Annotated in this window: 15 protein-coding genes; 9 read left to right on the forward strand and 6 right to left on the reverse strand. The window is 64.1% G+C overall.

All coding sequences use genetic code 11. The annotated features are described in order from the left end of the window. The first annotated feature begins 62 nt into the window (after positions 1-62). Positions 63-836: a DUF3011 domain-containing protein gene (locus AC1KVG_RS10490; RefSeq protein ID WP_481094350.1), complete on the forward strand. Its 774-nt coding sequence runs from the start codon at positions 63-65 to the stop codon at positions 834-836. 205 nt (positions 837-1,041) lie between these two features. Here the strand turns inward: AC1KVG_RS10490 and AC1KVG_RS10495 are convergent, their stop codons facing one another. Both AC1KVG_RS10495 and AC1KVG_RS10500 read right to left on the reverse strand, forming a co-directional pair. Next, a complete protein-coding gene (locus AC1KVG_RS10495) occupies positions 1,042-1,719 on the reverse strand; it encodes a hypothetical protein (protein ID WP_481094351.1) in 678 nt (225 codons plus the stop codon). A gap of 32 nt (positions 1,720-1,751) precedes the next feature. Next, positions 1,752-2,054 (reverse strand): FmdB family zinc ribbon protein, encoded by a 303-nt coding sequence (locus AC1KVG_RS10500; protein ID WP_481094352.1) that lies wholly within the window; start codon positions 2,052-2,054, stop codon positions 1,752-1,754. A gap of 458 nt (positions 2,055-2,512) precedes the next feature. Here AC1KVG_RS10500 and AC1KVG_RS10505 point away from each other — a divergent pair, with 458 nt between their 5' ends. Beyond that, a complete protein-coding gene (locus tag AC1KVG_RS10505) occupies positions 2,513-3,757 on the forward strand; it encodes an MFS transporter (RefSeq protein WP_481094353.1) in 1,245 nt (414 codons plus the stop codon). A gap of 489 nt (positions 3,758-4,246) precedes the next feature. Here AC1KVG_RS10505 and AC1KVG_RS10510 read toward each other — a convergent pair whose 3' ends face one another. Further along, positions 4,247-4,516, reverse strand: a complete 270-nt coding sequence (locus AC1KVG_RS10510; RefSeq protein WP_481094354.1) for a hypothetical protein — start codon at positions 4,514-4,516, stop codon at positions 4,247-4,249. On the opposite strand from AC1KVG_RS10510, the gene AC1KVG_RS10515 reads away from it, so the two are divergent. Both AC1KVG_RS10515 and AC1KVG_RS10520 read left to right on the forward strand, forming a co-directional pair. After that, on the forward strand, positions 4,491-6,902 hold the full coding sequence (locus AC1KVG_RS10515; protein ID WP_481094355.1) for a TonB-dependent receptor domain-containing protein: 2,412 nt from the start codon (positions 4,491-4,493) through the stop codon (positions 6,900-6,902). The two genes, AC1KVG_RS10510 and AC1KVG_RS10515, sit on opposite strands and share 26 nt — an antisense overlap. 228 nt (positions 6,903-7,130) lie before the next feature. After that, entirely contained in the window at positions 7,131-9,245 is a 2,115-nt protein-coding gene (locus AC1KVG_RS10520) for a phosphocholine-specific phospholipase C (RefSeq protein WP_481094356.1), read from the forward strand. Positions 9,246-10,047: 802 nt separating this feature from the next. Here AC1KVG_RS10520 and bla read toward each other — a convergent pair. Continuing rightward, a complete protein-coding gene (gene bla, locus AC1KVG_RS10525; protein WP_481094357.1) occupies positions 10,048-10,953 on the reverse strand; it encodes a class A beta-lactamase in 906 nt (301 codons plus the stop codon). A gap of 100 nt (positions 10,954-11,053) precedes the next feature. On the opposite strand from bla, the gene ampR reads away from it, so the two are divergent. Beyond that, entirely contained in the window at positions 11,054-11,923 is an 870-nt protein-coding gene (gene ampR, locus AC1KVG_RS10530; RefSeq protein ID WP_481094358.1) for a LysR family transcriptional regulator AmpR, read from the forward strand. A gap of 177 nt (positions 11,924-12,100) precedes the next feature. After that, on the forward strand, positions 12,101-13,378 hold the full coding sequence (locus tag AC1KVG_RS10535; RefSeq protein ID WP_481094359.1) for a lytic murein transglycosylase: 1,278 nt from the start codon (positions 12,101-12,103) through the stop codon (positions 13,376-13,378). A gap of 183 nt (positions 13,379-13,561) precedes the next feature. On the opposite strand, the gene AC1KVG_RS10540 is transcribed toward AC1KVG_RS10535, so the two are convergent. Next, positions 13,562-15,424: an ABC-F family ATP-binding cassette domain-containing protein gene (locus AC1KVG_RS10540; protein ID WP_481094360.1), complete on the reverse strand. Its 1,863-nt coding sequence runs from the start codon at positions 15,422-15,424 to the stop codon at positions 13,562-13,564. Between the two features lie 185 nt (positions 15,425-15,609). Between AC1KVG_RS10540 and AC1KVG_RS10545 the strand changes: the two genes are divergently transcribed. The 3 genes from AC1KVG_RS10545 to AC1KVG_RS10555 all read left to right on the forward strand — a co-directional run bounded on the left by AC1KVG_RS10545 (position 15,610) and on the right by AC1KVG_RS10555 (position 23,662). Then, complete coding sequence (locus AC1KVG_RS10545; RefSeq protein ID WP_481094361.1) at positions 15,610-18,009, forward strand: TonB-dependent receptor plug domain-containing protein; 2,400 nt, start codon at positions 15,610-15,612, stop codon at positions 18,007-18,009. Between the two features lie 515 nt (positions 18,010-18,524). Beyond that, on the forward strand, positions 18,525-20,912 hold the full coding sequence (locus tag AC1KVG_RS10550; protein ID WP_481094362.1) for a TonB-dependent receptor plug domain-containing protein: 2,388 nt from the start codon (positions 18,525-18,527) through the stop codon (positions 20,910-20,912). Positions 20,913-21,262: 350 nt separating this feature from the next. Continuing rightward, the gene (locus AC1KVG_RS10555) at positions 21,263-23,662 is read left to right on the forward strand and encodes a TonB-dependent receptor plug domain-containing protein (RefSeq protein ID WP_115040769.1); all 2,400 of its coding nucleotides are present in this window, start codon (positions 21,263-21,265) and stop codon (positions 23,660-23,662) included. Positions 23,663-24,579: 917 nt separating this feature from the next. On the opposite strand, the gene AC1KVG_RS10560 is transcribed toward AC1KVG_RS10555, so the two are convergent. Beyond that, entirely contained in the window at positions 24,580-25,773 is a 1,194-nt protein-coding gene (locus tag AC1KVG_RS10560; RefSeq protein WP_481094363.1) for a cytochrome P450, read from the reverse strand. Between the last annotated feature and the right edge of the window lie 432 nt (positions 25,774-26,205).

Consider the following 26,205-nt stretch of genomic DNA (forward strand, 5'->3'; position numbering starts at 1 on the left):
GTCGCTTAAGTCAGCGCCCGGCTGAATAGGCGCAACGCCCCTCCCGCACCAAGGACGACACGATGCTGCGCACTGCCCTGCTGCTCTCCGGCTTCGGCCTGATCTCCCTGACCGGCCTGCTCGCCAGTGCCCCTGCCGCGGCGCAGGACCGCGGCTGGAACGGCCCCAGCATCACCTGCTCCAGCAACGACAACCGCCGCCGCGAGTGCGATACGCCGTTCCGCGGCCGCGCGGTGCTGGTCGAAAACATCTCCGGCACGCGCTGCATCGAAGGCCGCAACTGGGGCAGCGACCGCGGCCGCGTGTGGGTGGACAACGGCTGCCGCGCGCGCTTTGTGGATGGCCGCAACGGCAGTGGCGGCGGCTGGGGCGGCAACAACGGCGGCGCTGGCGGGGTGGCCGGCACGGTGCGCTGCGAGAGCAACGACCAGCGCCAGAAGATCTGCGATACCGGTTGGCGCCGCGCCATGCTGGTGCGCCAGCTCTCCAACACGCCCTGCGTGGAAGGCCGCAACTGGCGCCAGGACGGTGGCCGGATCTGGGTGGACGACGGCTGCCGGGGCGAGTTTGCGCAAGCGCGCGGTGGCGGTTGGGACCGTGGCGATGGCGGCTACGGTGGCCGCGACGACCGCCCGCGTAACGATTACGCCATCAGCTGCGCCAGCGACGACCGCCGCCTGCGCACCTGCGCCTGGGATGGCCGCTACGGCCGTCCGGTGCTGACCCGCCAGTTGTCGGACACCCGCTGCGAAGAAGGCCGCAGCTGGGGCTACGACGAGCGCCGCGCGACGGTCTGGGTGAATGACGGTTGCCGGGCGCGGTTCGAGGCGCGTTGAGGGACTGCGCGTCAAGCAGTGCGTGCGTAGGCCAGTCCTGGAGCGGGATCGGCCTGCGCATTCAACCTGTCATCGATCGCATTGGCGGATAACACGCGTTCCCGGCGGAAGCTTGCGCTACTGCGACTCTGTCTGATCAGGTTTTCGGCCGGAGACGCGGGCTCTGAAACTCGAACGATGCCGATTACCCGGCCAATCGACCGGCTCAACTTCCCCACGGCGCGGGCGGCAAAGCGACCGGCTGGGTGAGATCGAATTCGACCCGGAACAGCCGCCCGCCTGGGCGGCTCAATTCGTAGACGACACTACGGCCGGGCTGGATTTCCATCGCCCAGGTGTTGCTCAGCGAGGCGGTCGAGCCGAGGCGTTTGAATAGCGCGTTGGAGTCGGCATCGACCGGGAATTCCTGCCGGTTCGCGCTGCCTGCATCGATGGTAGCGCCGCCGTATTGGGTCAATGCGTCCGCGCTGCCGTCGGCATGGCGATGATCGTGCTTGAGGCGCAGGCCGGTGGCAGTGCGCGTCAGTACCCAGGTGCGCGAGTGGTCGTCGCCGACATGAAACGGAATCCGTAGCTCGCGCGCAGGATCGTCGCAGCTGCGCACATGCATCACCAGTGGTTTGTCGGCGAACGCGCTTGGCGTTGCGGATGCGGGTGTGTCGATCAGCACACGGCCGGCGAAAGCCTGGCCGCAGTGCGCAGCGAGCGCGGCCAGGAAGCGGTCGGCGGGTGCGGCGCTTATGGGTGCAGGCGACGTTGTGGTAGTGGTCGTGGAAGACGTGGTGCATCCGCTCACGGCGGCGACCAGCATCAGCAACGTCAGCCCAGGAGTAGCTAACGAAACAAGGCGGGCAGCTTGCTGGATCGCTGCGCCAAGCTTCATACCGCTCTCCTGCCTGCGCGCGTGACCATGGATCATGCCGGATCGGCTGGTTTGGACGCGGGCGTCGAGGCAGGCTTGCTCTCGGCGGCTGCCGCCGGCTTGGCATCGCCACCGGCACTACTGCTCTCGGTGAGATTTTTCTTCTTCTCGCCTGCCGACTTGAAGTCGGTTTCGTACCAGCCGCTACCGGACAGGCGGAACGAGGGCGCGGTGATCTGGCGCTTGATCGTGGCCGCCGCGCAGGCCGGGCAGGTCTGCGGATCGGGGTCGGCCATCTTCTGCAGGCGGTCGAAGGCGTGACCGCAGGTGGTGCACTGGAAACCGTAGATGGGCATGGCAGGATCAGCTGATGATGATGCAGGGGCGCAGATTCTAGTCGTATGCGGGCAAGCAGGTGCAGCAACCGTCTGCGCGGCGGGCACGCGGGAGCTGGTTGCGGGCGACAGGCATCGATCAATCGTCGCTTCGTCGCGCCTGCCCGCTGACGGCGCACGTTCAACGCCGCGGTTGCCGCCTGCAGATGCAAACGCCAACTGCGCATGCCGACGTCTCGAGCAAACGTGACGAGTCGTTGTCAGGTCAGCGAGATTGCGCGGAATACAGCGTTCGTCCTGCAGCGCGCAGACAACCGGCACGTTGCGCCGACTTGACGACTACCAGCGACTGTCGGGAGCCGTAGAGATGAGCCCCTTGAATCAGCCTGCACCACACGTTTCGATCAAGCCGCCACACAGCGGCCTGCTACACTCGAACACGTGATCGACGCGCCTTTTCCCCCACAAGAGCCGCATCCATGTTGCGACTGACCGCCTTATTGCTGGGCGTGGCCCTGTTGCTGACCGGCAGCGGGCTGCTCGGCACCTTGCTTGCCGTGCGCGGTGGTCAGGCCGGCTTCGATGCGCGTGCGCTGGGCCTGATCATGTCCGGGTATTTTGCCGGCTTCTTTCTCGGCACCTTCTTCGCGCCGCCACTGATTCGCCGCATCGGGCATATCCGTGCGTTTGCTTTTTATGCGGCATTGGCTGCCATTGCGGTGCTGCTGCATCCGATCTGGTTGAACGCCTGGGGCTGGGGATTGCTGCGATTGGTCACCGGCGCGGCCTTGGTCGGCCTGTATACGGTGATCGAAAGCTGGCTCAACGCCGAGCCGGATGCGCGCCGACGCAGCCGGGTGTTTTCGGTGTACATGGCGATCAATCTGTCCGCACTGGCGCTGGGCCAGATCCTGCTCACGGCCGGAGATGCAACTGCGCCGGCGATGTTCACGCTAACAGCGATCCTGATCTGCGCGGCAGTGATGCCGGTGATGACCACACGGTTGATTCCGCCCGAGGTGCCGCACGTGTCGCGCCTGCGCCTGAAAACGCTGTACGCATTGGCGCCGGTGGCGACCATCGGCGCGGGGTTGTCGGGTTTGGCAATGGGCGCGTTCTGGGGCTTGTTGCCGGTGTACGCCAACCGTATCGGGCTGGATGCCGATGGCGTGGCGATGTTCATGCTCACCGCGATCATTGGCGGCGCGGTGTTGCAGTGGCCGATCGGGCGCATCAGCGATGGCCATGACCGGCGCATCGGCCTGGTCACGGTCAGTGTGCTGGCTGCCGGCATTGCAATTGCCGCCGCGGTGCCGATGGTGCAATCGCAGACCACCATGCTGTTCGTGTTGTTCTTCGTGTATGGCGGATTGGCGTTCTCGCTGTATCCGTTTGCGGTGGCGCACATGCTCGATTACCTGCCGCGCGAAGATCTGCTCTCCGGCTGCAGCAGTTTGTTGCTGGTGCATGGCGTGGGCGCAGCGATCGGCCCGGCCCTGGCCGGCGGCGCGATGCAGAAATTCGGGCCCGCGGCACTGCCGGTGTACTTTGCTGTGATGCTGCTGGCATTGGCCGGCTTCACCCTGGCGCGCCTGCTGCGTTTTACACGCCGCCGCACCCATCCGATCGCCTTCCGCCCGATGCTGCGTACGACGCCATCGGCGCTGGAATTGATGCCGGAAACGCAGCAGACCGAAGCGGCGCCACGCACCAAGAACGGCTGACAAAACACTTCGCTTTGGTCTATTGCAGAGCGATTGATCTGCCGCTTGGCTGCAGGTCAACCGCTGGTCCGCGACTTCGCTGCAGGGCCCTTGCCCGCCCACCATCGCGGGACACGCCGCAAGTACGTCCGTGTAGGCTCTTACGCGGCATCCATGCCGCGTAAGGTCCCGCGACGGTGGGCGGGCAAGGACCAGTCGAGAGTGGCGGTGTGCATGGTGCAAGCAGTGCATCGCGTGCTTCTAGCTCGCTAGTTCACATGTAGTTATGCGATCAGCCTTGGCAAGCCAAGGCAACTCTCGAGACGGCCAGGCTTTTTAACCAGCTACCGACTAACTCTCTGGTGCGGTGCCCTCGCCGATTGCGGGACCGTGTGGCGGCATGGATGCCGCCACCGAGCCTCCAGGGACGGATTCACGGCGTGTCCCGCAAGCGGTGAGGGCACCGCGCACTCGACTAGCCATGCCTTTGATCTAAGCCCTTGACTGTATCTACAACGGCGCAACGATTTCAAATTTATCGTCTTGGAGCGAATAGACCACGCTGCCGCACGACATTCCGGGTGTTTTGAAACCAACCTGACCTGGAATATCCAAACACCGCCAGATCGTCATTGTCCTGGCGGTGAGGCTTCCCCATTTACCCGTGATCGCGGCCCCACATGTAGCGCGGTCATCATCACGCAACGCAAGTGCGGGAGTCTTTGCAGACTCCCTCCCTGCTTGTTGGATTGCAATGGATTCGACGTCTTCATCGCGCATGCGCCATCCAGCCACGCTCGCGCTGCTGCTGGTTCCGCTCGCCCTGCCCGCCTACGCACAGCAGGTCCCGGATGGCGCAGTATCTGGCCCGGCCGCGGCCGAACCGAACAACGCTGGCGAACAGGTGTCCACGCTGGATCAGGTGCAGGTGGTCGGCCAGGCGATGACCTATTCCAAGACCACCGTCAGCAAGGAAATGCTGGACCGCCAGTTCGTGCTCGGCAGCGTCAACGATGCGCTCAACGAACTGCCTGGCGTGGTCGTGACCGAAGCCGATGCGTTCGGCTCGTCGGACTGGGGCACGCAGATCAGCATGCGCGGCTTCGTCAGTAATCGCGATACGCAGCAGATCGGCACCACGATCGACGGCGTGCCCAATGGCGGCTCGGCGTATGGCGGCGGCTCCAAGGCCAACCGTTTCATCGACATGCCGGATCTGGAAACGGTGGAAGTCAGCCAGGGCACCGCCGACATTGCATCGCGCTCCAATGAGGCGCTGGGCGGCACCTTGAATTACCTCACCGGCGAACCGCTGGAAACACAGCGCGTGCGCGTGATCGGCGGCATCGGCGACAACCAGGGGCGCAAGTATTACGCGCGCTACGACACCGGCGTGCTTGGCGACAACACGCGCGCCTGGGTCAGCGGCTCGTCCGCGCGCAACGACGACTGGATCGACAGCAGCGGCCACACCAGCCGCGATCACCTGGCTGGCAAATTCGTCAGCACCTTGAACAAGTGGACGCTCAGCGGCTATCTGTCGTACGACGATGCAGACGAATCCGAATACACCAGCGTGACCCCCGAGCAGTTCGCACGCGATCCCGAGCACGATCTGTTGACCGGCACGCTCACCGGCATTCCGTATCTGGACCAAAACTACCGCTCCGGCTCGCGCGCCTTGCGCAAGAATACGTTTGGCTATCTGCGCGGCGCCTTCGATGGCGGCAACGGCTTCAAGACCACGCTCACCGGCTACGCGCATCGCATGCAAGGCCGTGGCGACTGGATTCCGCCGTATCTGGTGGACGTGACCAACGACGGTGCGGGCGCGCCGGAATCCGAAGCACGTGGCGGCAACACCGTGTATGCCGGCAGCGACCTGGGCAAGTTGTATTACCTCACTCCGGGCGGCGCAGCCGCGACGATGCTGGCCGGTTGTGCCGGCAGCGATGCGGTACCGGCCGAATCCAACCCGGCCTGCTACCCGGCCGGCTCGGTGCCGGTGCAGTCGTATCGCCACAGCCACTACGACAACCACCGTGCCGGCGCGATGGCGGATGTGGAATGGCGCGCGGATCTGGGCGCCATCGACAACACCGTGCGTGCCGGTGCGTGGCTGGAACGTTACGACCGTAGCGTCACCCGCGACTGGCATCGCCTGCTCAATGTGGGCACCAATATCAGCTTCGATCATCAGCCGTACTGGGTGCAGTTCAAGGACGAATACCAGACCGACGAGCAGATGTATTACGTGGAAGACGTGATGCGCTATGGCGCGTTCGCGTGGCGGGTGGGCGTCAAGCAGTTCTTCGTCGACCAGACCCGCGACCGCCGCATCGGCGATGCGCAGCATGTTGAATCGGATTCGCACTCCGACCCGCTGCTGTCGGCCGGCCTGACCTGGACCACGCCGGTGCAGGGCCTGGAAGCCTTTGCCGGTTACTCGCAAAATTTCGCCGCGATTCCGTCCGGTGTTCTCGGCGAAACCGACCCGGTCGCGCTGAGCCGCGTGCAACCGGAAACCGCAGACAACGTCGAGCTCGGCCTGCGCATCAGCCGCTGGCCGTTGACCGGCAGCGTGACGCTGTACGACATCCGTTTCGATAACCGCATCGTGTATGTGCCGGCCAACTTCGTCACCGGCATCGATTACCTGGGCGAGACCGATGGCGTGTACGAAAACTTCGGCGGCGTGCATGCGCGCGGTGTGGAGGCAGCGCTGGGGTATGGCTGGGACAACGGCTGGCGCATCAACGGTGCCTACACCTATAACAAGGCCGATTACCTGGGCAGCGGCGATTCCGCGCGCGACACCGCATTGGAAATCACCCCAGGCGCGCAGGTGATCGGCCAGCCGCGCAACACGCTGGTGGTCTCGGCCGACTGGCGCGGACAGGCATGGCGTTTCGGTGTGTCCGGGCGTTATCTGGGCAAGCGCTATCTGGATGCCTCCAACCGCGCCGCACTCGACGGGGTGACCACCTTCGATGCGAACCTGGGCGTGGAACTGTCGCAGCTGACGTCGCAGCTGCAGGGCCTGCAACTGGCACTCAACGTCAGCAATCTCACCGACAAGCGCTATCTGGAAGGCGTGGACGGCAGCGACAGCGCGTTTATCGGCGCACCGCGCACGGTTGGTTTGACGTTGACGCTGGATCTCTAGCGTAGACGGCGCATTGCCGACCTGCGCGGGATGGTTTTTGCGACGTGCAGGGAGCGGGTCGGCTAAAGGCACGCCACCCGATCCGCTCCCTGCATCGCCTCCTGCACAAGTGCAAAGGGACATGACCGGCAGTTTTGCAGGCAGGCAAGAGAACACACGCGCTGACAAGTTGGGTACGCTCGACCCGCTCCAGCGCAGACAGGATTGGCGCGCCAACCAGGTGACACGATGATCGATCTTCCCCGCCGCCGCGTGTTGCAGACCGGACTCGCCAGTGCCGCGGCCGCGTTATTGCCCAGCATCGCGCGCGCCGCGGCCATCGCGCCGGACCGTCGCAGCGGCACGTTGGAAGACCTGCAGCATGTGGTGATCCTGATGCAGGAAAACCGCGCCTTCGATCATTACTTCGGCGCGCTGCCCGGCGTGCGCGGGTTCGGCGATCGTTTTCCGATTCCTGCTCCACCACTGCCAGGTGCGCCTGCACGCACGGTGTGGCTGCAGCCCAGCGAAGATGGCAGCCAGTGGCTGACGCCGTTTGCGCTGGATACTGCGGCGCAGTTCGGCTTCATGCGCGTACAAGGCACCCCGCATAGCTGGGTGGATGCGCAGCGCGCCTGGGACCACGGCCGGCTCGGGCATTGGGCGGCCGCCAAGCACAATCACGCGCTGGGTCATTACGGGCGCGCGGATATTCCGTTTCAGTACGCGCTCGCCGATGCCTTCACCATCTGCGATGCGTACCACGCCTCGATCCAGACCGGCACCAACTCCAATCGGGTATTTTTGTGGAGCGGCGGCAACGATCCGCAGGCGCGCGCCGGTGGGCCGGTGATCGGTAACTCGCACGACAACTTCCCGGAGCTGGGCGGTTTCGCCGAGCCGTATCGCTGGACGACGTACGTCGAACATCTTCAGAAAGCGGGTGTGTCCTGGCAGATCTATCAGGACATGCGCGACAACTTCACCGACAACCCGCTGGCAGGCTTCGCGCCGTTTCGGCAGGCGTTCAGTGCTGCGCCGGGGCACGATGCGCAACTGCGCGCGCGTGGCGTGAGCACGCGCGGTGTCGAGCAATTACGTGCCGATGTGCTTGGCGGGCAACTGCCATCGGTGAGTTTCATCATTGCCGATGCGGCCGGCAGCGAACATCCGGATCCCTCCAGTCCTGCGCAAGGCGCGGCCTACACCGCAGGCGTGCTGGATGCGCTGACTGCCGATCCGCAGGTATGGAGCCGCACGGCACTGCTGTTGATGTTCGACGAGAACGACGGCTTTTTCGATCACATGCCGCCGCCGGCGCCACCGTCGCCGGATCCGCGTGCTGCCGCCGGTTTTGCTGGTGCATCCAGCATTGCCACCGACGACGAATACCACCGTCAGCCAGCACCCGGCGAGCAAAAAGTGGATCTACCGGAACTGCGTGGCCGCCCCTATGGACTGGGCCCGCGTGTGCCGCTGTATGTGATCTCGCCCTGGAGCCGTGGCGGCTGGGTGGATTCGCAGGTGTACGACCACACCTCGGTATTACGCCTGTTGGAACGCCGCTTCGGTGTGCCCGCACCGGAGATCACGCCATGGCGGCGTGCAGTCTGCGGCGATCTCACCACCGCATTCGATTTTAGTACCGCGGATGCGCGCCCGTTCGTCGCTGCATTGCCGGATGTCAGCGCCACTGCAGCGCGCGCGGCAGCGATGCGCGAGCACACGTTGCCGCCGCTGCCTGTTTCGTTGCAAGCGCCGCAGCAGCCATTCGGTGTACGGCGTTCGCGTGCAGTGCCGTATCGCCCGACTGTGCAACTGACTTATGTGCAGGAGCGCGGCGACGTGGTGCTGCGCATGTCCAACAGCGGTGCTGCGGTCGTGCTGCACGTCTACGACCGCTACGACCTGGCGGCGATTCCGCGTCGCTACACGCTCGGCAACGGCACCACGTTGGAAGGCAGCTGGAGCACCTACGACGGTCGTTACGATCTGTGGTTGCTCGGCCCCAACGGCTTCCATCGTCACTATCGCGGCGATCTGAGTGCTGCGCTGCTGGTGGCAGATATCACGCAGGATGCGAACGATCCAACCGCGTTGTCGCTCTTGCTGCACAATCCCGGCACCACCGCAGTGCAGGTGGCGTTGCAACCAGCGGCCTATGCGAATGCGCAGCCACGCGAGCAACTGACCGTGGCGCCGGGCAGCACGCAGCGACGCAGCTGGAAGGCCGCAGCAAGCGGCGGCTGGTACGACCTGTGGCTGGAGCAGGACGGCGCACGTCAACGTCTGGCCGGCCGCGTCGAAACCGGCGCCGATAGCGTGAGCGATCCGGCGATGGGTGGGCCGGCGCAGTTGTATTAGACCGAATTGACCCATGCGCCAGGATCTTGAGTGATCGATGCTGCGGCTTGACTGGATAGGCCGGATTGGCCAGACCGTCGATGTCGAGATCCTCCACTGCGGCCATGGTCTCGTCGGCTGATGTCGACCCACAGGCTTTCGCGCACTTTGGGTATCGGTATCGCGCTTGATCAGGACTTAGAGCGGCTAACAAAACTACTTCACGTCAGCCTACTGCAGGCCGGTTGATCTGCGGCCTGGCTGCAGGGCCCTTGCCCGCCCACCATCGCAGGACACGCCGCAAGTACATCCATGTAGGCTCTTACGCGGCATCCATGCCGCGTAAGGTCCCGCGACGGTGGGCGGGCAAGGACCAGTCGAGATGGTCGGTGTTTATGGTTTTAAACAACGCAACCGATCAACTCTCTGGTGCGGTGTCCTCGCCGCTTGCGGGACCGTGTGGCGGCATGGATGCCGCCACCGAGCCTACATGGACGTACTTGCGGCGTGTCCCGCGAGCGGTGAGGCCACCGCACCCTCGACCCACTCAGCGTTTGATCTGGACCTCATCCACCAAGATGCGGCCGACAAAACCACTGCACTCACTTTCAGGCGCTCGCTCGCTAGGTTTTGTTAGCCGCTCTTAGTCACTGGCGTCGAAAAAACGCCCGCCGCGCTGGTTGCAGACATGGCCTCGAGGCGGAGTGCTGCAACTGCAGCACTGAGTCGACCTCCAACAGCCGACCACGCTGGTTCGCGGCTTGCAGAGCGGCGATTCGATCGCGTTGTGAAGCGGGCCGCTCCAGAGCCCGCCGCGCACGCATCAAGCAGACACGTGACTCGCCACTGCCTGCGCCACTGCTTTTAACGCCGCATCGCGCGCATCGCTGTCGACGCTGGCGCCATTCAAGTATGTGGTGAGCAGCAGTGGTGCCCTGCCCTTCGGTGGCCAGAGGATGGCGATGTCGTTGCGAGTGTCGGTGCCGTTGCTGCCGGTCTTGTCGCCGATCTTCCAGCTGCGCGGCAGGCCCGCGCGCAGGCAGGTATCGCCGGTGCGGTTGTCGATCATCCAGTCGCTCAGTTGCTTGCGCGAGGTCGGTTGCAAGGCATCGCCGAGCAGCAGCGTGCGCAGCGTTAAAGCCATCGCGGCCGGGGTGGTGGTGTCGCGCGGGTCGTCCTGGGCGAACCGATTCATCTCCGGCTCGTGACGGTCGCTGCGGGTCTGGGCATCGCCAATACCGCGCAGGAAAGCAGTCAGGCCTTGCGGATCGCCGACCAGCGGGAACAGCAGGTTTGCGGCCGGGTTGTCGCTGTAGATCATCGTGGCCCGGCACAGCTCGGCCACGCTGAGCGAACCGCCGACATGGCGCTCGGTCACCGGCGCATGCGACAGCATGTCCGAGGCACGGATCTTGACCCGTTGCGCCAGCGTCAGCTTGCCCTCGTCCACCCGCCGTAATACTGCCGCAGCCAATACAAATTTGAAGGTACTGCACATCGGAAAGCGCTCGTCTTCGCGCTGCCCGAAGTGCTTGCCGGTGGCGCTGTCAAGCAGGCCGATACCCAGGCGGCCACCGGTGCCACGTTCGATCTCGGCCCAGCGTGCCCGCAGCAGATCGCCCGTTGGCTCGTGCAATGTCGCCACCCGGGAGAGCGGCCATGCGGATTTGGACGCCGCAAGCAACACACTCGCACCGGTCACGGACAGGAACTGCCGTCGGTTCAACATGGGGCCACCTCATTGGGAGAGCCCGCAGTATCGATGCAGGCGACGCAGCCGACCATCGCGATGTTTCGATCCCAGGCATGAATTGAACTAATCTCTACGCATGCCCCGGCCCCGCCTCCCGCTCAATGCCCTGCGCGCCTTCGAGGCCGCTGCGCGTCATCAGAACCTGACCCGCGCGGCCGGCGAGCTGTGCGTGAGCCAGGCCGCACTGAGCCACCAGATCAAGGCACTTGAACAGCAGCTGGGCACCAACCTGTTCCACCGCCTGCCACGCGGCGTGGCGCTCACCGACGAGGGCGCGGCGTTGGCTCCGGTGCTGGGCGAGGCCTTCGACCGCATTGCTGCCACCCTGGAGCGCTTTGCCGATGGCCGCTATCGCGAGGTACTCAGCGTCGGCGTGGTGGGCACCTTCGCCACCGGCTGGTTGCTGCCGCGCGTGGATGCCTTTCATGCGGCGCATCCGGAGATCGAGCTGCGCCTGTCGACCCACAACAACCGGGTCGATCTGGCTGGCGAAGGGCTGGATCTGGCGATCCGTTTCGGCGATGGCGACTGGCACGGGCAGATCGCCCATGCGCTGATGGAGGCGCCGTTTGCACCGGTCTGCGCGCCGGCAATGGCGCGCGCGTTGCGCACGCCGGCCGATCTGGCGCAGGTGCAATTGCTGCGCTCGTATCGACTGGACGAGTGGCCGCAGTGGTTTCGCGCGGCGGGTGCGATCGAGGTCGCAGCGCGCGGTGCGATGTTCGATTCGTCGCTGACATTGGCCAGCGCCGCGGCGGCAGGTGCCGGGGTGGCGTTGTTGCCGTTGCCGATGTTTCGCCAGGATCTGGATGCAGGGCGCCTGGTGTGCCCGTTCCCGATCAGGATCGACGCTGGACGCTATTGGCTGACCCATCTGCGTTCGCGGCCGGCCGGAGCCGCCGCGCTCAGCTTTCACCGCTGGCTAGCGCAAACCATTTCCGAATGAGCGGTCCAGTGGCGCCTGTTCCCTCTGGACCGGCGCAGAAGAATCGGCACGCCGACACATTCGCTGTTGGCCGCTTGTTTTAGAGATGAAAGAAGTGATGAAAACGAATAGCTGCAATAGTTTTATTCCCAGAAACTGAGGGCTACGTTGGGCTCCCATCCCGCATCGGGCAGACCCATGATCACGCCTTCGCACCTTCTTCGTTTCTCGCTATGTATCGGCGCATGTGTTGCTGCCGCCAACGCGACAGCGCAAGTCACTGCACCCGGAACAACTTCGCCTCCCGCAACGAACGCAGCTGCCCAGCAAGATGCCGCACCCACGCCCAGCTTCGAACAATGGTTGGTCGACTTCCGCCAGCGTGCACTTGCTGCCGGCATTGAAACAACCACGCTAGACACCGCATTCGCTGGCGTCACACCCGATCCATCGGTGCAGGCACTGGATCGGCAGCAGCCCGAATTCACCCGCTATCTCTGGGATTATCTCGACGACCGTGTCACACCGTCCGCCATCCAGGAAGGACAGCAACTGCTGATCAGCCAGCGCGCCCTCTTTCAAAAGTTGCAGCAGCAATACGGTGTGGATCCGGGCATCCTGACAGCCATCTGGAGCATGGAAAGCGAGTACGGCAAACAGATCGGCGACCGCTACGTGATCCGTTCGCTGGCGACGCTGGCGCATGAGGGTCGGCGCATCAAGTATGGAAATACGCAATTGCTTGCGGCGTTGCAGATCCTGCAGACGGAAAAAGGCGTCGATCGATCGGAGTTTGTGGGCTCATGGGCCGGCGCCATGGGACAGACGCAATTCATTCCCAGCACCTATCGCGACTACGCGGTCGACGACGATGGGGACCACAAACGCGATGTGTGGAATTCCAGTGCGGATGCGTTGGGCTCTGCCGCGAATTATCTCAAGCAGAGCAACTGGAGCAGCGCTGTTCCCTGGGGCCAGGAAGTACATCTGTCAGGCGGCTTCGACTACGCGCAGGCCGACCTGACGACCAAGAAGACCGTTGCCCAATGGCTGCGCCAGGGCGTGGTGTGTGGCAGCAAGCCGATTGCACCCGCACTGGCCCAGGAACAGGCATCGGTGCTTTTGCCCACAGGGTATCGCGGCCCGGCTTTCCTGGTGTTCGACAATTTCCGCAGCATTCTGCGTTACAACAATTCCACCGCCTATGCGCTGGCGGTCGGTCTGCTGGCCGATGGCTATGCGGGTGGAGCCGGGGTCGAGCAGCCCTGGCCCAAAGACGATCCGCCGCTTAATAGCGTGGCAGAGATCACCGAGCTGCAGCAGCGGCTGACCGACAAGGGATTCGACGTGGGCGGCGTCGACGGTGCGCTGGGGGCGCGAACTCGCCAGGGAATCCGTGCATTCCAGCGCAGCCAGCAGTTGCCGCAGGACGGTTATGCCAGCAGCGCTTTGCTAGCGCGGCTGCGGGCACGCTGATCGCGTCATCGTACCGCCAGACCATACTGACCACCGGTCCGGCCCATGCTGCGGCTGCTCATGCAGCGAGGAGAAGCGCTTGGCGTTGCCAAGCGCTGCACGCTCGCGCGGACTGCATGACCGCGCGACGAACTGGCTGGCAGGACCAGCCCGCGGGCATGGCTGCAGCTGCAGCACGCGCGATCAGGCAGCGCCGTCGATCAGTTCCATCCACGCCGCTTCCGCTGCCGCCAACAACTGCGCGGTGGCCTCGCGATCGCGTCCCAGCACGGCCATTTTCTCGCTGTCGGCGTAGTTGGCGGGATTGGCCAGTTGCCGGTCCAGTTCCGCCAATGCCGCTTCCAGCTCGCCCACACGCTTCTCGGCGCTGGCCAGCTTGTGCGGATTGACGACCTTCTTCGGCGGCAGCGGTTTGGTCGGTGGTGGCGGGGTCGGGGCGACCTCGGCCAGCTTCTGCTTGGTGCCTTGCGCGGCCGGGCGACTGCGCAGCCAGGCGGCGTATTCGTCCAGGTCGCCGGCGAACGGTTCGACCACACCGTCGGCCACGCGCCAGAAGCTGTCGCAGACCAGGCCGATCAGATGGCGGTCATGCGAGACCATCACGATGGCGCCTTCGAAGTCGCTCAGCGCCTCGGCCAGCGCTTCGCGCATTTCCAGGTCCAAATGGTTGGTCGGTTCGTCGAGCAGCAGCACGTTCGGCTGCTGCCAGGCGATCAGGGCCAACGCCAGACGCGCGCGCTCGCCACCGGAGAAACCGTCCACCACTTCGAACGCGCGGTCGCCGGCGAAGTTCCACTTGCCCAGGAAGTCGCGGAATGCCTGATTGGAGCCATCCGGCGACAGCTCGCGAAAGTGATCCATCGGTGACTGGCCTTCGTGCAACGACTCCACCGTGTGCTGGGCGAAGTAGCCGATGCGCAGATCCGGATGCGCGCTGCGCTCGCCAGACAACGGCTCCAACTCGCCCACCAAGGTCTTGACCAGCGTGGTCTTACCCGCACCGTTGGGACCGAGCAAGCCGATACGGTCACCCGCCTCCAACCCGAACCCGACGTCGTGCAGGATCACCGAATCCGCGCCGTAGCCGGCGTCCAGATGATTCAGCCGGATCAGCGAAAACGGCAGCCGATTCGGCTGTGCGAATTCGATGCGGAATTCGCGCTCGGCGCGCACCGCTTCGGTACCGGCCATCTTGGCCAGCCGCTTCATGCGGCTTTGCGCCTGGCTGGCCTTGCTGGCCTGCGCCTTGAAGCGGTCGATGAAGCTCTGCAGATGCGCGCGCTCGGCCTGGCCCTTTTCGTGCGCGATCTGCTGCTGACGCAGGTGCTCGATGCGCTGGCGTTCGAAATCGGTATAGCCGCCGACGTACAACTTGGCGGTGCCGCCATGCAGATGCAGCGTGTGGGTGGCCACGTTGTCGAGGAACTCGCGGTCATGCGAAATCAGCAGCAAGGTGCCCGGGTACTTGAGCAGCCATTGCTCCAGCCACAGCACTGCGTCCATGTCCAAGTGGTTGGTCGGTTCGTCGAGCAGCAACAGGTCGCTGGGCATCATCAGCGCGCGCGCCAGATTCAACCGCACGCGCCAGCCACCGGAGAACGAGGAGACCGCGCGGTGATGGGTCTCGGCCGGGAAGCCCAGGCCGTGCAGCAGCTTGCCGGCACGCGCTTCGGCGTCGTAGGCGCCCAGTTCGGCCATCTTCTGATGCGCGTTGGCGACCGCTTCCCAGTCCTCGCGCGCGGTGGCCGCCGCCTCTTCCTGCAGGATGGCCGACACCTCGATATCGCCACCGAGCACGAACGACAGCGCCGGATCGGGCAGCGAGGGGGTTTCCTGCGAAACGCTGGCGGTGCGCACCTTGCCGGGCAGGTCGACATCGCCCTTGTCCGCTTCCAGTTCGCCCTTCACCGCGGCGAACAGGCTCGACTTGCCGGTGCCATTACGGCCCACCACACCGACGCGGTAGCCGGCATGCATGGTCAGGTCGACGTTGGACAACAGCAGACGCTCGCCGCGTCGCATGGAGAAGTTGCGCAGGGAAATCATTGATGGACAGTCCGATAGAACGAAAAGGAATGAGCAGATGAGCAGCATTCCTGCGACGCCATTCTAGCGTTAACGAATAATTAGCGCCTTCAGGCTGGCCGCTGGCTTCATTCGCGATTGGCTTTTTGCGCCCAGACCCTGCCCAGTCTTGCTGGTCCTGCTTGGACCCCAGTTTCGGAGTTGTCATGAATTACCCGTTGTCCACGCTCGCAGCCGCCGTCGTTGCGGCGCTGCTCGCCTCCCCCGCCCTCGCCCAGACCACCGCGCCGGCCACTGCCCCAGCTGATGCGCCCGCGAATACGCTCGATACGGTCATCGTCACCGGCACCCGCGTGTCCGACCGCACCGTGGCCGAATCGCAGTCGCCGATCGACATCATCAGCGCCGAATCGCTGCAGGCCACCGGCACCTCCGAACTGGCCACCGCGCTGGCGCGTGCGCTGCCCTCGCTGAACTTCCCGCGGCCGGCGTTGAGCGACGGCACTAGCGCGATCCGTCCTGCGCAGTTGCGCGGCCTGTCGCCGGACCAGGTGCTGGTGCTGGTCAACGGCAAGCGCCGCCACACCTCTTCGCTGCTCAATCTCAACGGCACGATCGGGCGTGGCGCGGCAGCGGTGGATCTGAACACCATTCCGGTCGCCGCCATCGCGCGCGTGGAAGTGCTGCGCGATGGTGCCTCGGCGCAATACGGCTCCGATGCCATCGCCGGCGTGATCAATATCGTGCTCAAGGGCGCTGAAAAGGGCGGCAGCCTGCAGGCCGGTTTCGGCCAGTACTCGGCCGGCGACGGCAGCAACTACGAGCTGTCCGGAGACACCGGCGTGGCCTATGGCGGCGATCGCGGCTGGCTGCATGTGGCGGCACAGCTCAACCAGCAGGACCCCACCGACCGTGCGCGTGGCTATGCCGGCGCACCCAGCGCCTCGCAGCCGGCCGTCGGCCAGAAGGCGTTCAAGATCGGCGACCCCGACGTCAACGCGCAGGCGGTGTCGGCCAATACCGAGTTCGCCTTCAGCGACAGCATCACCGGCTATGCGTTCGCCACCGCCAGCAACCGCGACATCACCTCGTTCGCGTTCTTCCGCGCGCCGGGCAGCACCACCCAGAACATCCTGTCGGTCTATCCGCAAGGCTTTTTGCCGGAAATCCAGACCTACGCCAAGGACCGCTCGCTGGTGGCCGGCGTGCGCGGCTCCACCGCCAGCGGTTGGGACTGGGATGCCAGCTACAACTACGGCTACAACAAGATCGATTTCCACACCCGCAACACGCTCAACGTGAGCCTGGGGCCGACCTCGCCGACCTCCTTCTACGATGGCGCGCTGGAGACCACGCAGAACATCGTCAACCTGGACGTCAAGCGCGGTTTCGACTGGGGCCTGGCGTATCCGGTGACGGTGGCCTTCGGCGCGGAATACCGCAACGAGAAGTGGAACCAGTCGCCGGGCGAGGTGGGCTCGTATTTCCAGGCCGGCACGCTGGCCGGCGGTGCGCAGGGCTTCGGCGGATTCGCGCCGAGCGTGTCCGGGCAGTATTCGCGTGACAGCTATGCGCTGTACGCGGATCTGGAAGCCGATTTCACCGACAAGTTCTCCGCCGGCCTGGCCGGGCGCTACGAGGACTTCAACGATTTCGGCAGCCAGGCCTCGGGCAAGTTGTCGGGGCGCTATGCGTTCACCGACAAGATCGCGTTGCGCGGCACGGTGTCGTCCGGCTTCCGCGCGCCATCGCTGGCGCAGCAGTATTTCCAGTCCACCAGCACCACCTTCCTGGCCGGCAATCCGAACCCGTTCGAGATCCGCACCTTCCCCGCCGACAGCACCGTGGCGCGTGCGCTGGGGTCTGAGCCGCTGGATGCGGAAACCTCGCTGTCCTACAGCCTGGGCCTGGTGTTGCAGCCGACCGATGCGCTCTACCTCACCGTGGATGCGTACCAGATCGATGTGGACGACCGCATCGTGCTCTCGTCCAACCTCACCGGCACTGCCGTGCGTAATCTGCTCGAATCGCAGGGCATCTTCGGCATCAACGGCGGGCGCTACTTCACCAATGCGGTGGATACGCGCACGCGCGGTGTGGACGTGGTCGGCAGCTACCGCTGGCAGCTGGCCGCCAGCAGCGTGGACCTGACCGCCGGCTACAACTATTCGGAAACCGAAGTCCGCAACGTGGCGGCCAACCCGGCGGCGCTGTCGGCCAACGGACTGAGCCTGGAGCGCATCGACCGCACCGAACGCGGTCGCATCGAAGAAGGCTTCCCGCGCGACAAGTTCCTGATCAACGGTAGCTGGAATCTGGAGCACTGGACGCTGGCATTGGGTGCGACGCGCTATGGCAAATACAGCACCCGTCCGGCCGCGGCGATCAACGACCAGACCTTTGGCGCCAAGTGGGTGGTGGATGCATCGGCCAGCTACAAGGTCGACCGCTGGACGCTGACGCTGGGTGCGGACAATCTGCTTGACGAATACCCGGACGAGAACAACTTCGCCAATTCCACCAGCGGGCAGTTCCCGTACAGCAATCTGTCGCCGTTCGGTTTCAACGGCGCGTATGTGTACGGGCGCATCAACTACCGCTGGTAAGTTCTGCGGCTGCACAGTCTGAGGTTTGACCACACGCCCCGGCCAGTCCGGGGCGTGTGCGTTTCAAGACATGGCAGCAGCGGTTGTTGCGTTGGCCGCGAGTGCACCGATGCTGCTTCCAATCAGCAGCCACGTGAGACATACCGCCACACACGTATGCGTGAGTCCGAGCGCGACACCGGCGCGGCCGTCTCGTTCTCCTGCGCAATACCGCACTCATGCGGGGTAAATCACGTTCTGATGCAGAAGTTTCATAACTGGTATCGATGTCCAAGATGGTGCAAGCAAGGCCGTGCCACAGCAGCCCTGGTGCAAGCAACGCATCACTTTGGTGCACGATGACAACGATGCCATTAGCACATCCTCGATGACGGTTGCACGCGCAACATAACCAAAATTTGACATGTGGTTACACGTGGTTAATGGTTGGGAACGCACCGCAGCTGCCGCAACGGACGCGGCCCGGGAGGGGGCCCCCTGCGATGCATCCGTTCCCCACTCGGAGTTGTCACCGCATGAATTGCAAGACCAGTCCACTCGCAATTGCCGTTGTTCTTGCACTGTCGTTTTCCGCTTCAAGCGCATCCGCGCAGTCACAGGCTCCCGCCCAGAAAACCCTCGATACCTTGATCGTGACCGGCACGCGCGTGGCCGATCGCACCGTGGCCGAATCGGCATCGCCGATCGACATCATCTCGCCGCAGGCACTGGAATCGACCGGCACCACCGAGCTGGCTACCGCGCTGTCACGCGCGATCCCCTCGTTGAATTTCCCGCGCCCGGCCATCTCCGACGGCTCGGACGCGGTGCGCCCGGCGCAGCTGCGCGGCCTGTCGCCCGATCAGGTGCTGGTGCTGGTCAACGGCAAGCGTTACCACACCACAGCGCTGATCAATCTCAACGACACCCAGGGCCGCGGTTCGTCGCCGGCCGATCTCAATACCATTCCGATCGCTGCCGTGGAGCGTATCGAAGTGCTGCGCGACGGTGCGTCGGCGCAATACGGTTCGGACGCCATCGCCGGTGTGATCAACATCGTGCTCAAGGGCAGCGGCGAAGGTGGCAGCATCAGCGGCCGCTACGGCAAGTACAGCGCCGGCGACGGCGAGCAGTACCAGCTGTCCGGCGATGCAGGCTTCAGCTTCGCCGGCACCGGCAAGGTGCATCTGGCCGCGCAGGCCGGGCATTCGGATCAGACCAACCGCGCGCTGCCGTTCCAGGGACGCGTGGAGCAGCGCTACGGCGACCCGGACATCGACCAGGGCGCGGTATCGTTCAATGGCGAATACAGCCCCACCGATTACCTGACCTTCTACTCGTTCGGCATGGTCAGCCGTCGCGAAGTGCTCTCCAACGGCTACTTCCGTTTCGCCGGCGACAACCGCAACCGCCCGGAAATCTATCCGGATGGCTTCCTGCCGCAGATCTACAACGTCAGCAAGGACGTGTCGTGGGTGGGCGGGTTGAAGACCTCCACCGAAGGCGGTTTGAACATCGATCTGAGCTACAACTACGGCCAGAACAATCTCACCTTCGATGTGCGCAACAGCTTGAACAACAGCCTGGGGCTGGCCAGCCCCACCGACTTCCACGCCGGTACGCTGGAAGTCACCCAGAACGTGCTCAATGCCGACTTCACCAAGACGCTCGATTGGGGGCTGGCCTACCCGGTCACGCTGGCCTTCGGTGCGGAATGGCGCGGCGAGAAGTTCAACCAGTCGCCCGGCGATGCGGCGTCCTCGGCCAACGGCGGCATTCCCTCGGCCAACGGCTCGCTGATCCCCGGCGCGCAGGTGTTTCCTGGCTTCAAGATCTCCGACTCGGGCTACTACAACCGCAACAGCCACTCCGCCTACGTGGACCTGGAAGCGGATCTGACCGAAAAGCTGTCGGCCGGTCTGGCCGGGCGCTACGAGAAGTACAGCGATTTCGGCGACACCGCCACCGGCAAGCTGTCGTTGCGCTATGCCTTCACCGAGAAAGTCGCGCTGCGCGCCACCGCCTCCACCGGCTTCCGCGCGCCGTCGTTGCAGCAGCAGAACTTCCAGTCGATCGCCACGCAGTTCCTCAACGTGGCTCAGCCCAACGGCACGGTGACGGCGATTCCGTTCGAGATCGGCACCTTCCGTACCGACAATGCCGCAGCGATCGCGCTCGGCGCCGAGCCGTTGAAGGCCGAGGAATCCAAGAACTACGGCCTGGGCGTGGTGTTGCAGCCGATCGAAAATCTGTACGTCACCATCGATGCGTATCGCATCGATATCGATGACCGCATTGTGCTGTCGGAGAACCTCACCTCGACCGCGGCGCGCAATTATCTGCAGGCCAATGGCTTCCCGGGCATCGGTGGCGGGCGTTACTTCACCAATGCGGTCGACACCAAGACCCAGGGCGTGGATGTGGTCGGCACCTATCGCTGGAATCTGGACGGCAGCAGCGTGGAGCTGACCTCCGGCTACAACTACAACAAGACCGAAGTGGAGAAGATCGCCGACAACCCGGCAGCGCTGGTGGCGATCGACCCCAACGCGGTGCGCATCGGCCGTGCCGAAATCGGTCGTATCACCGAAGGCACGCCGCGCGACAAGTTCTTCCTGGGCGGCACCTGGGCACCGGGCAACTGGTCGTTCACCGGCACCGCCACGCGCTGGGGCGAGTTCACCACCTTCGGCACCAACGCCGGCAGCGACCAGACCTATGCGGCCAAGTGGACGCTGGACCTGGCCGCCTCCTACAAGCTGGGCGCCTGGAACTTCACCGTCGGCGGCGACAACGTGCTCAACGAATATCCGGATCGTCAGCAGGCCGGCCTCGGCACGCGCACCTACCTGCCCTACAGCGGTTCCTCGCCGTTCGGCTTCAACGGTGCGCTTGTGTACGCCAACGTGAGCTACAAGTGGTAAAGCGCTGCGCGCTGGTCGGCAACGGCCAGCGCTTGTCCTACCTCGCAAAACGCACCACACACCACGCAGCGCTGGGGCGCTGCAAGTAACACCGCAGCATCGCTCCCCCTCTCGCATCGATGCGCGAGGGGGAGATCAACGCTCTTCTTCAGCAAGGATGCGCAACGCAGCAGCATGGCTGCGTCACCGGCCGACGTCATTGCTGCACACGCCGTCTCCGCCACGCGGAACACATCTGGCGCGCAAGCACGACGGGCCACGCAGTAAGCAGTCGCACTCCAGTCGCACTCCCCCGAGCAACACGCGCATTTCCTTCCTGCGTCCTTCATCCCCTTTGAGCCTTCATTCCCATGCACACCTCCAACGCACTTTCGCTTGCGATTTCCGTCGCACTCACCGTCTGCACGTTCGCCGCTAGTGCGCAGTCGCAATCGACCCAGCCGCAGAAAACCCTGGATACCCTGATCGTCACCGGCACACGCGTGAGCGATCGCACGGTGGCCGAATCCGAATCGCCGATCGACATCATCACCGAGCAATCGCTGCAGGCCACCGGCGCCACCGATATCGCCAGCGCGCTGGGCAAATTGCTGCCGTCGCTGAACTTCCCGCGTCCGGCGATCTCTGACGGCAACGATGCCGCGCGCCCGGCCACCCTGCGCGGCCTGTCGCCGGATGCGGTGCTGGTGCTGGTGGATGGCAAGCGCTATCACACCTCGTCGTTGATCAATTACAACCCGTACGTGGGCCGTGGTTCGGCACCGGCGGATTTGAACTCGCTGCCGATGTCGGCGATCGCGCGCATCGAAGTGCTGCGTGATGGCGCCTCGGCGCAATACGGCTCCGATGCGATCGCCGGTGTGGTCAACATCGTGCTCAAACATGGCGCCGATACCGGCAGCAATACCGTGTCGATCAACGGCGGCATCATGGACAAGGGCGATGGCGAGCAGAACGGCATCGACGGCTCGGTCGGCATGCCCTTCGGCGGCACCGGCGGCGATACGGCACCGGGCTGGGTGCGGCTGTCCTGGAACTACCAGAACACCATGAGCACCAACCGCGGCGAGAACACCAACCGCGCCACCACCGTGCCGGGCACGCCCAATCCGGGCGGTGTGCCGTATCAGCGCCATGGCGACCCGGCCTCCAACTTCTATCAGGGGCTGGCCGCGTTCGGCTATGAGTTCTCGCCGAACCTGGAACTGTACGGCCACCTCAGCATGAGCCGCCGTGAGGTCACCTCCAACGGTTACTACCGCGCTGCCGACAACACCGCGCGCAATGTGCAGGCGATCTACCCGAATGGCTTCCTGCCGCAGATCTACAACCCCACCAACGATCGCTCGGCGGTGCTGGGCATCAAGGGCAGCACCGAAAGCGAGTGGAACTGGGACCTGTCGGCCGTTTACGGCAAGAACGACATGACCTTCAACATCCTCAACAGCATCAACACCAACCTGTTCTGGAGCACTGGCAGCTCGCCGACCAACTTCAATTCCGGCGGTTTCGAAACAGAGCAGGGCACGGTCAATCTGGACGTCAGCAAGGCCTTCGACTGGGGCCTGGCGTATCCGGTCAATGTGGCCTTCGGCGCCGAGCACCGCCAGGACCGTTACCAGATCAGCGCCGGTTCGCCGGAGTCGTACTTCTTCGACCCCAATACCATCAACCCCGACACTGGCGCGCCCTATCCGGGCGGTGCACAGGTGTTCTCGGGGTTGGAGCCGTCGGTGGCCGGCAAGTTCGGCCGCCACAGCAATGCGGTCTACGCCAATCTGGAAGCGGACATCACCGACAAGCTCTCCGGCGGTATCGCCGGGCGCTATGAAAACTACAGCGACGCCGGCTCCACGCGCTCGGGCAAGTTGTCGGCGCGCTATGCCTTCAGCGATACGTTCTCGCTGCGCGGCACCATCTCCAACGGCTTCCGTGCACCGTCGCTGGCGCAGCAGAACTATGCCTCGGTGGTGACGCTGATCCAGGACGGCGAGCTGGTGCAGGTAGGTACCTATCGCACCTCCGATCCGGTTGCCGTAGCGCTGGGCGCACAACCGCTGAGCCCGGAAAAATCCACCAACTACGGTCTGGGCGGTGTGTGGCAGCCGACCGCCAACTTCACCTCCAGCCTGGACGTCTACCAGATCCGCATCTGGGACCAGATCCTGTATTCGGACCAGTTGCAGCTGGCGCAGCCGATCGGCCAGGTGGCGGCGGTGCAGTTCTTCGTCAACGGCGCCACCAGCCGCACCCGTGGTGTGGACTGGATCAACAGCTACCTGGCCGATCTGGGTAACTACGGCAAGCTCAATCTCAGTGCCAGCGCCAACTACAACAAGACCACCATCCTGGAGTTGACCAACCCCAACTTCGGCCGCGCCAGCCAGGGCCTACTCACCGACGCCACGCCACGCACCAAGTACATGGCGGCGGCAGACTGGACCTTCGGCGGATTCGGGCTCAATTTCAACGCCACCCGCTACGGATCGATCAAGCGCATCAGCGACCCGGTCGATGGCAGCCAGGACCAGACCTACGACGCGCGCTGGTTGTTGAATCTGGCCGCCAGCCAGACCTGGAACGCGTTTACCTTCACCGTGGGCGCCGACAACCTCACCAACCAGTATCCGACGAAGGCACAGTTGAACACTGCCTATGACGACCGCGCCGGCGGCCTGCAGTATTCGTCGTTGTCGCCATTCGGTTTCAACGGGCGCTACTGGTATGGCCGGGTTACCTATCGGTTCTGATTAGCGACGCTTGATCGTAAAGTGCTGATCGAAAGTTCCGATCAGCGCATCTATCACGCAAACACCGCCGAGCGATCGGCGGTGTTTGTCGTTGTGGGGATTCACAATGCACTTAAGACTCCATGGACGGATTCACGGCGTGTCCCACGAGCGGTGAGGGCATCGCGCCCTCGACCAGCTCTGCTTGGGAACATCCAGACTCCGCTGAAGTTCAAGATCTCGGTCGCCTTGAGAGGTATTCAAACGGTGTCGATGCGTCGCTTGTAGAGCGGATGATCTGCAGGTTTGCTGCAGGGCCCTTGCCCGCCCACCGTCGCGGGACACGCCGCAAGTACGTCCGTGTAGGCTCTTACGCGGCATCCATGCCGCGTAAGGTCCCGCGACGGTGGGCGGGCAAGGACCGGTCAAGATGGTCGGTGTGCTTAGCTCTCCTCAAAGCAACCAGCAACCTGTCTGGTGCGGTGTCCTCGCCGATTGCGGGACCGTGTGGCGGCATGGATGCCGCCACCGAGCCTACATGGACGTACTTGCGGCGTGTCCCGCGAGCGGTGAGGGCATCGCGCCCTCGACCAATTCCGCTTGGGAACATCCAGACTCCGCTGAAGTTCAAGATCTCGGTCACCTTGAGAGGTAATCGAACGGTGTGGATGTGTCGGCTATAGAGCGGATGATCTGCGGCTTGGCTGCAGGGCCCTTGCCCGCCCACCATCGCGGGACACGCTGCAAGTACGTCCTTGTAAGCTCTTACGCGGCATCCATGCCGCGTAAGGTCCCGCGACGGTGAGCGGGCAAGGACGAGTCGAGATGGTCGGTGTGCAGGGTTGCAAGCAGTAGATGCGAAGGCGGGTGTGGCCTACGCGTTGCCGCCATCTGTGCAGTGTCCAGGAGGTTTCGTTGGCTGCTCTTGGCCACTCACTTCACCAGGAGGCGAACAGTGCGTCGACACCGCGCAGGTTGGCGCGATCGTTCCAGCTCAACGCGTCGAGCTGCGGCAGGCGAAGTGCCGGCAGATGCTCGAGCAATGCGGCAAGCGCGGCTTCCATTTCGATCAGCGCCAGCCGATTGCCCAGACAGTGGTGGATGCCACCACCGAACGACAGCGCGCGGCCCTGCTGGCGCTGGATATCCAGCACCTGCGGGTCGGTGAATTGCAGCGTGTCGTGGTTGGCCGCGCCCAGCATCAGATACAACATCGTGCCCTGGGAGACGGCCACCCCATCGATGTCGAAATCCTGCAACGCGGTGCGCGTGGCGATCTGCACCGAGCTGTCGTAGCGCAGGCATTCGAGCACTGCATTCGGCATCAAGCTCGGGTTTTCCTGCAGCAGGCGCAGTTGCTGCGGATGCCGATGCAGGGCGACCAGCGCATTGCAGATCATGTTGGAGGTGGTTTCGTGGCCAGCAAAGAACAGCAGGATCACATTGGAGACGATCTCCTCATCGCTCAAGCGGCGGCCTTCGTCTTCGGCCTGGATGAAACGCGAAATCAGATCCTCGCCGCCATTGTTGCGACGTTGCTCGATCACGGCGTTGAAATAGGTTTCCAGCTGGATGAAGGCAGCGCTGGTGGCCTCCAATTCCACAGGCGTCATCATGGGATCGAAGACTTTTGCCAGCGCGCTGGTCGCGTGACTCAGCACGGTAACATCGGCTGCATCGATGTCCAGCATCCGGCAAATGATGGCGATCGGCAGCGGAAACGCGAACTCGGTCAGCAGATCGCAGTGGCCCCTGGCTTGAAACGTCTCGATCAAGCCGGCGGCGGTGTCGCGGGCGACTTCGCGCATGGAGTCCATCTGCCGCGCACCGAAGGCCTGTGTCATCAATCCGCGCAACTGGGTGTGCACGGGCGGGTTGAGCAGCAGAAACATGCGGCTCAGGCCCTGAAATAGCGGCATTTGCACCGCTGCCTCGCCGTAGCGCAGGCGGATGCTTTCCAGATAATCGCGGCCCACCCGGCGATCGCTGAGCAGGCTGTCCACGACCTTGTAGTGGCCGGACATCAGTCGCCTTTCGGCCACCTGCACCAGCGGCCCTTCGGCACGCAAGCGTGCGTAGGTCGGATAAGGATCGTGCCGAAAGACGGGTGTTGCGAAATCGCTGAGGTGCATGGCCTGGCTCGTATGGCATCACCATCCGCAGATGGGCGATGGGGGCTGGGGCGATAAGGACTTGGACCTGATGAAGAACGCAGGCTCTTCAACAGGGAATCGCTGATTGTCAGAGGCAATTTGTCAGCGGCAATTGTCGACCGACATCGCGCACGTGCCTTGCCCAGGCGCGAAGCCTTGTCGTCAAAGTTGATTCGGCGTTGCCTGTCTGTGCAGTGCATCTCGCTGTCGCGCTGGCGCACGCATGCTCATGCGGTCCACATGCCGCGCCCAACGCGTGCATCCGTTTGCGTGCATGCGCCACGTGTCGCATCGCGTTAATCAAGCGCTGTGTACTATGGGCGTCCGGCCAACCGGACCTGCAATGCGGTCTTGTTCCCCTCGCCGGACTCCAGCCATGACCACACAATGCCCGCAGGCGATGCCCGGCGC

Source organism: Xanthomonas sp. NCPPB 3959, from assembly GCF_056675575.1.

What these genes read in the sequence shown, in the direction of transcription:
- AC1KVG_RS10560 (WP_481094363.1), bottom strand. Translation starts at nt 25,773, where the DNA reads ATGCACCTCAGCGATTTCGCAACACCCGTCTTTCGGCACGATCCTTAT.
- AC1KVG_RS10535 (WP_481094359.1), top strand. Translation starts at nt 12,101, where the DNA reads ATGATCACGCCTTCGCACCTTCTTCGTTTCTCGCTATGTATCGGCGCA.
- AC1KVG_RS10495 (WP_481094351.1), bottom strand. Translation starts at nt 1,719, where the DNA reads ATGAAGCTTGGCGCAGCGATCCAGCAAGCTGCCCGCCTTGTTTCGTTA.
- bla (WP_481094357.1), bottom strand. Translation starts at nt 10,953, where the DNA reads ATGTTGAACCGACGGCAGTTCCTGTCCGTGACCGGTGCGAGTGTGTTG.
- AC1KVG_RS10510 (WP_481094354.1), bottom strand. Translation starts at nt 4,516, where the DNA reads ATGCGCGATGAAGACGTCGAATCCATTGCAATCCAACAAGCAGGGAGG.
- AC1KVG_RS10545 (WP_481094361.1), top strand. Translation starts at nt 15,610, where the DNA reads ATGAATTACCCGTTGTCCACGCTCGCAGCCGCCGTCGTTGCGGCGCTG.
- ampR (WP_481094358.1), top strand. Translation starts at nt 11,054, where the DNA reads ATGCCCCGGCCCCGCCTCCCGCTCAATGCCCTGCGCGCCTTCGAGGCC.
- AC1KVG_RS10520 (WP_481094356.1), top strand. Translation starts at nt 7,131, where the DNA reads ATGATCGATCTTCCCCGCCGCCGCGTGTTGCAGACCGGACTCGCCAGT.
- AC1KVG_RS10490 (WP_481094350.1), top strand. Translation starts at nt 63, where the DNA reads ATGCTGCGCACTGCCCTGCTGCTCTCCGGCTTCGGCCTGATCTCCCTG.
- AC1KVG_RS10500 (WP_481094352.1), bottom strand. Translation starts at nt 2,054, where the DNA reads ATGCCCATCTACGGTTTCCAGTGCACCACCTGCGGTCACGCCTTCGAC.
- AC1KVG_RS10540 (WP_481094360.1), bottom strand. Translation starts at nt 15,424, where the DNA reads ATGATTTCCCTGCGCAACTTCTCCATGCGACGCGGCGAGCGTCTGCTG.
- AC1KVG_RS10515 (WP_481094355.1), top strand. Translation starts at nt 4,491, where the DNA reads ATGGATTCGACGTCTTCATCGCGCATGCGCCATCCAGCCACGCTCGCG.
- AC1KVG_RS10505 (WP_481094353.1), top strand. Translation starts at nt 2,513, where the DNA reads ATGTTGCGACTGACCGCCTTATTGCTGGGCGTGGCCCTGTTGCTGACC.
- AC1KVG_RS10550 (WP_481094362.1), top strand. Translation starts at nt 18,525, where the DNA reads ATGAATTGCAAGACCAGTCCACTCGCAATTGCCGTTGTTCTTGCACTG.
- AC1KVG_RS10555 (WP_115040769.1), top strand. Translation starts at nt 21,263, where the DNA reads ATGCACACCTCCAACGCACTTTCGCTTGCGATTTCCGTCGCACTCACC.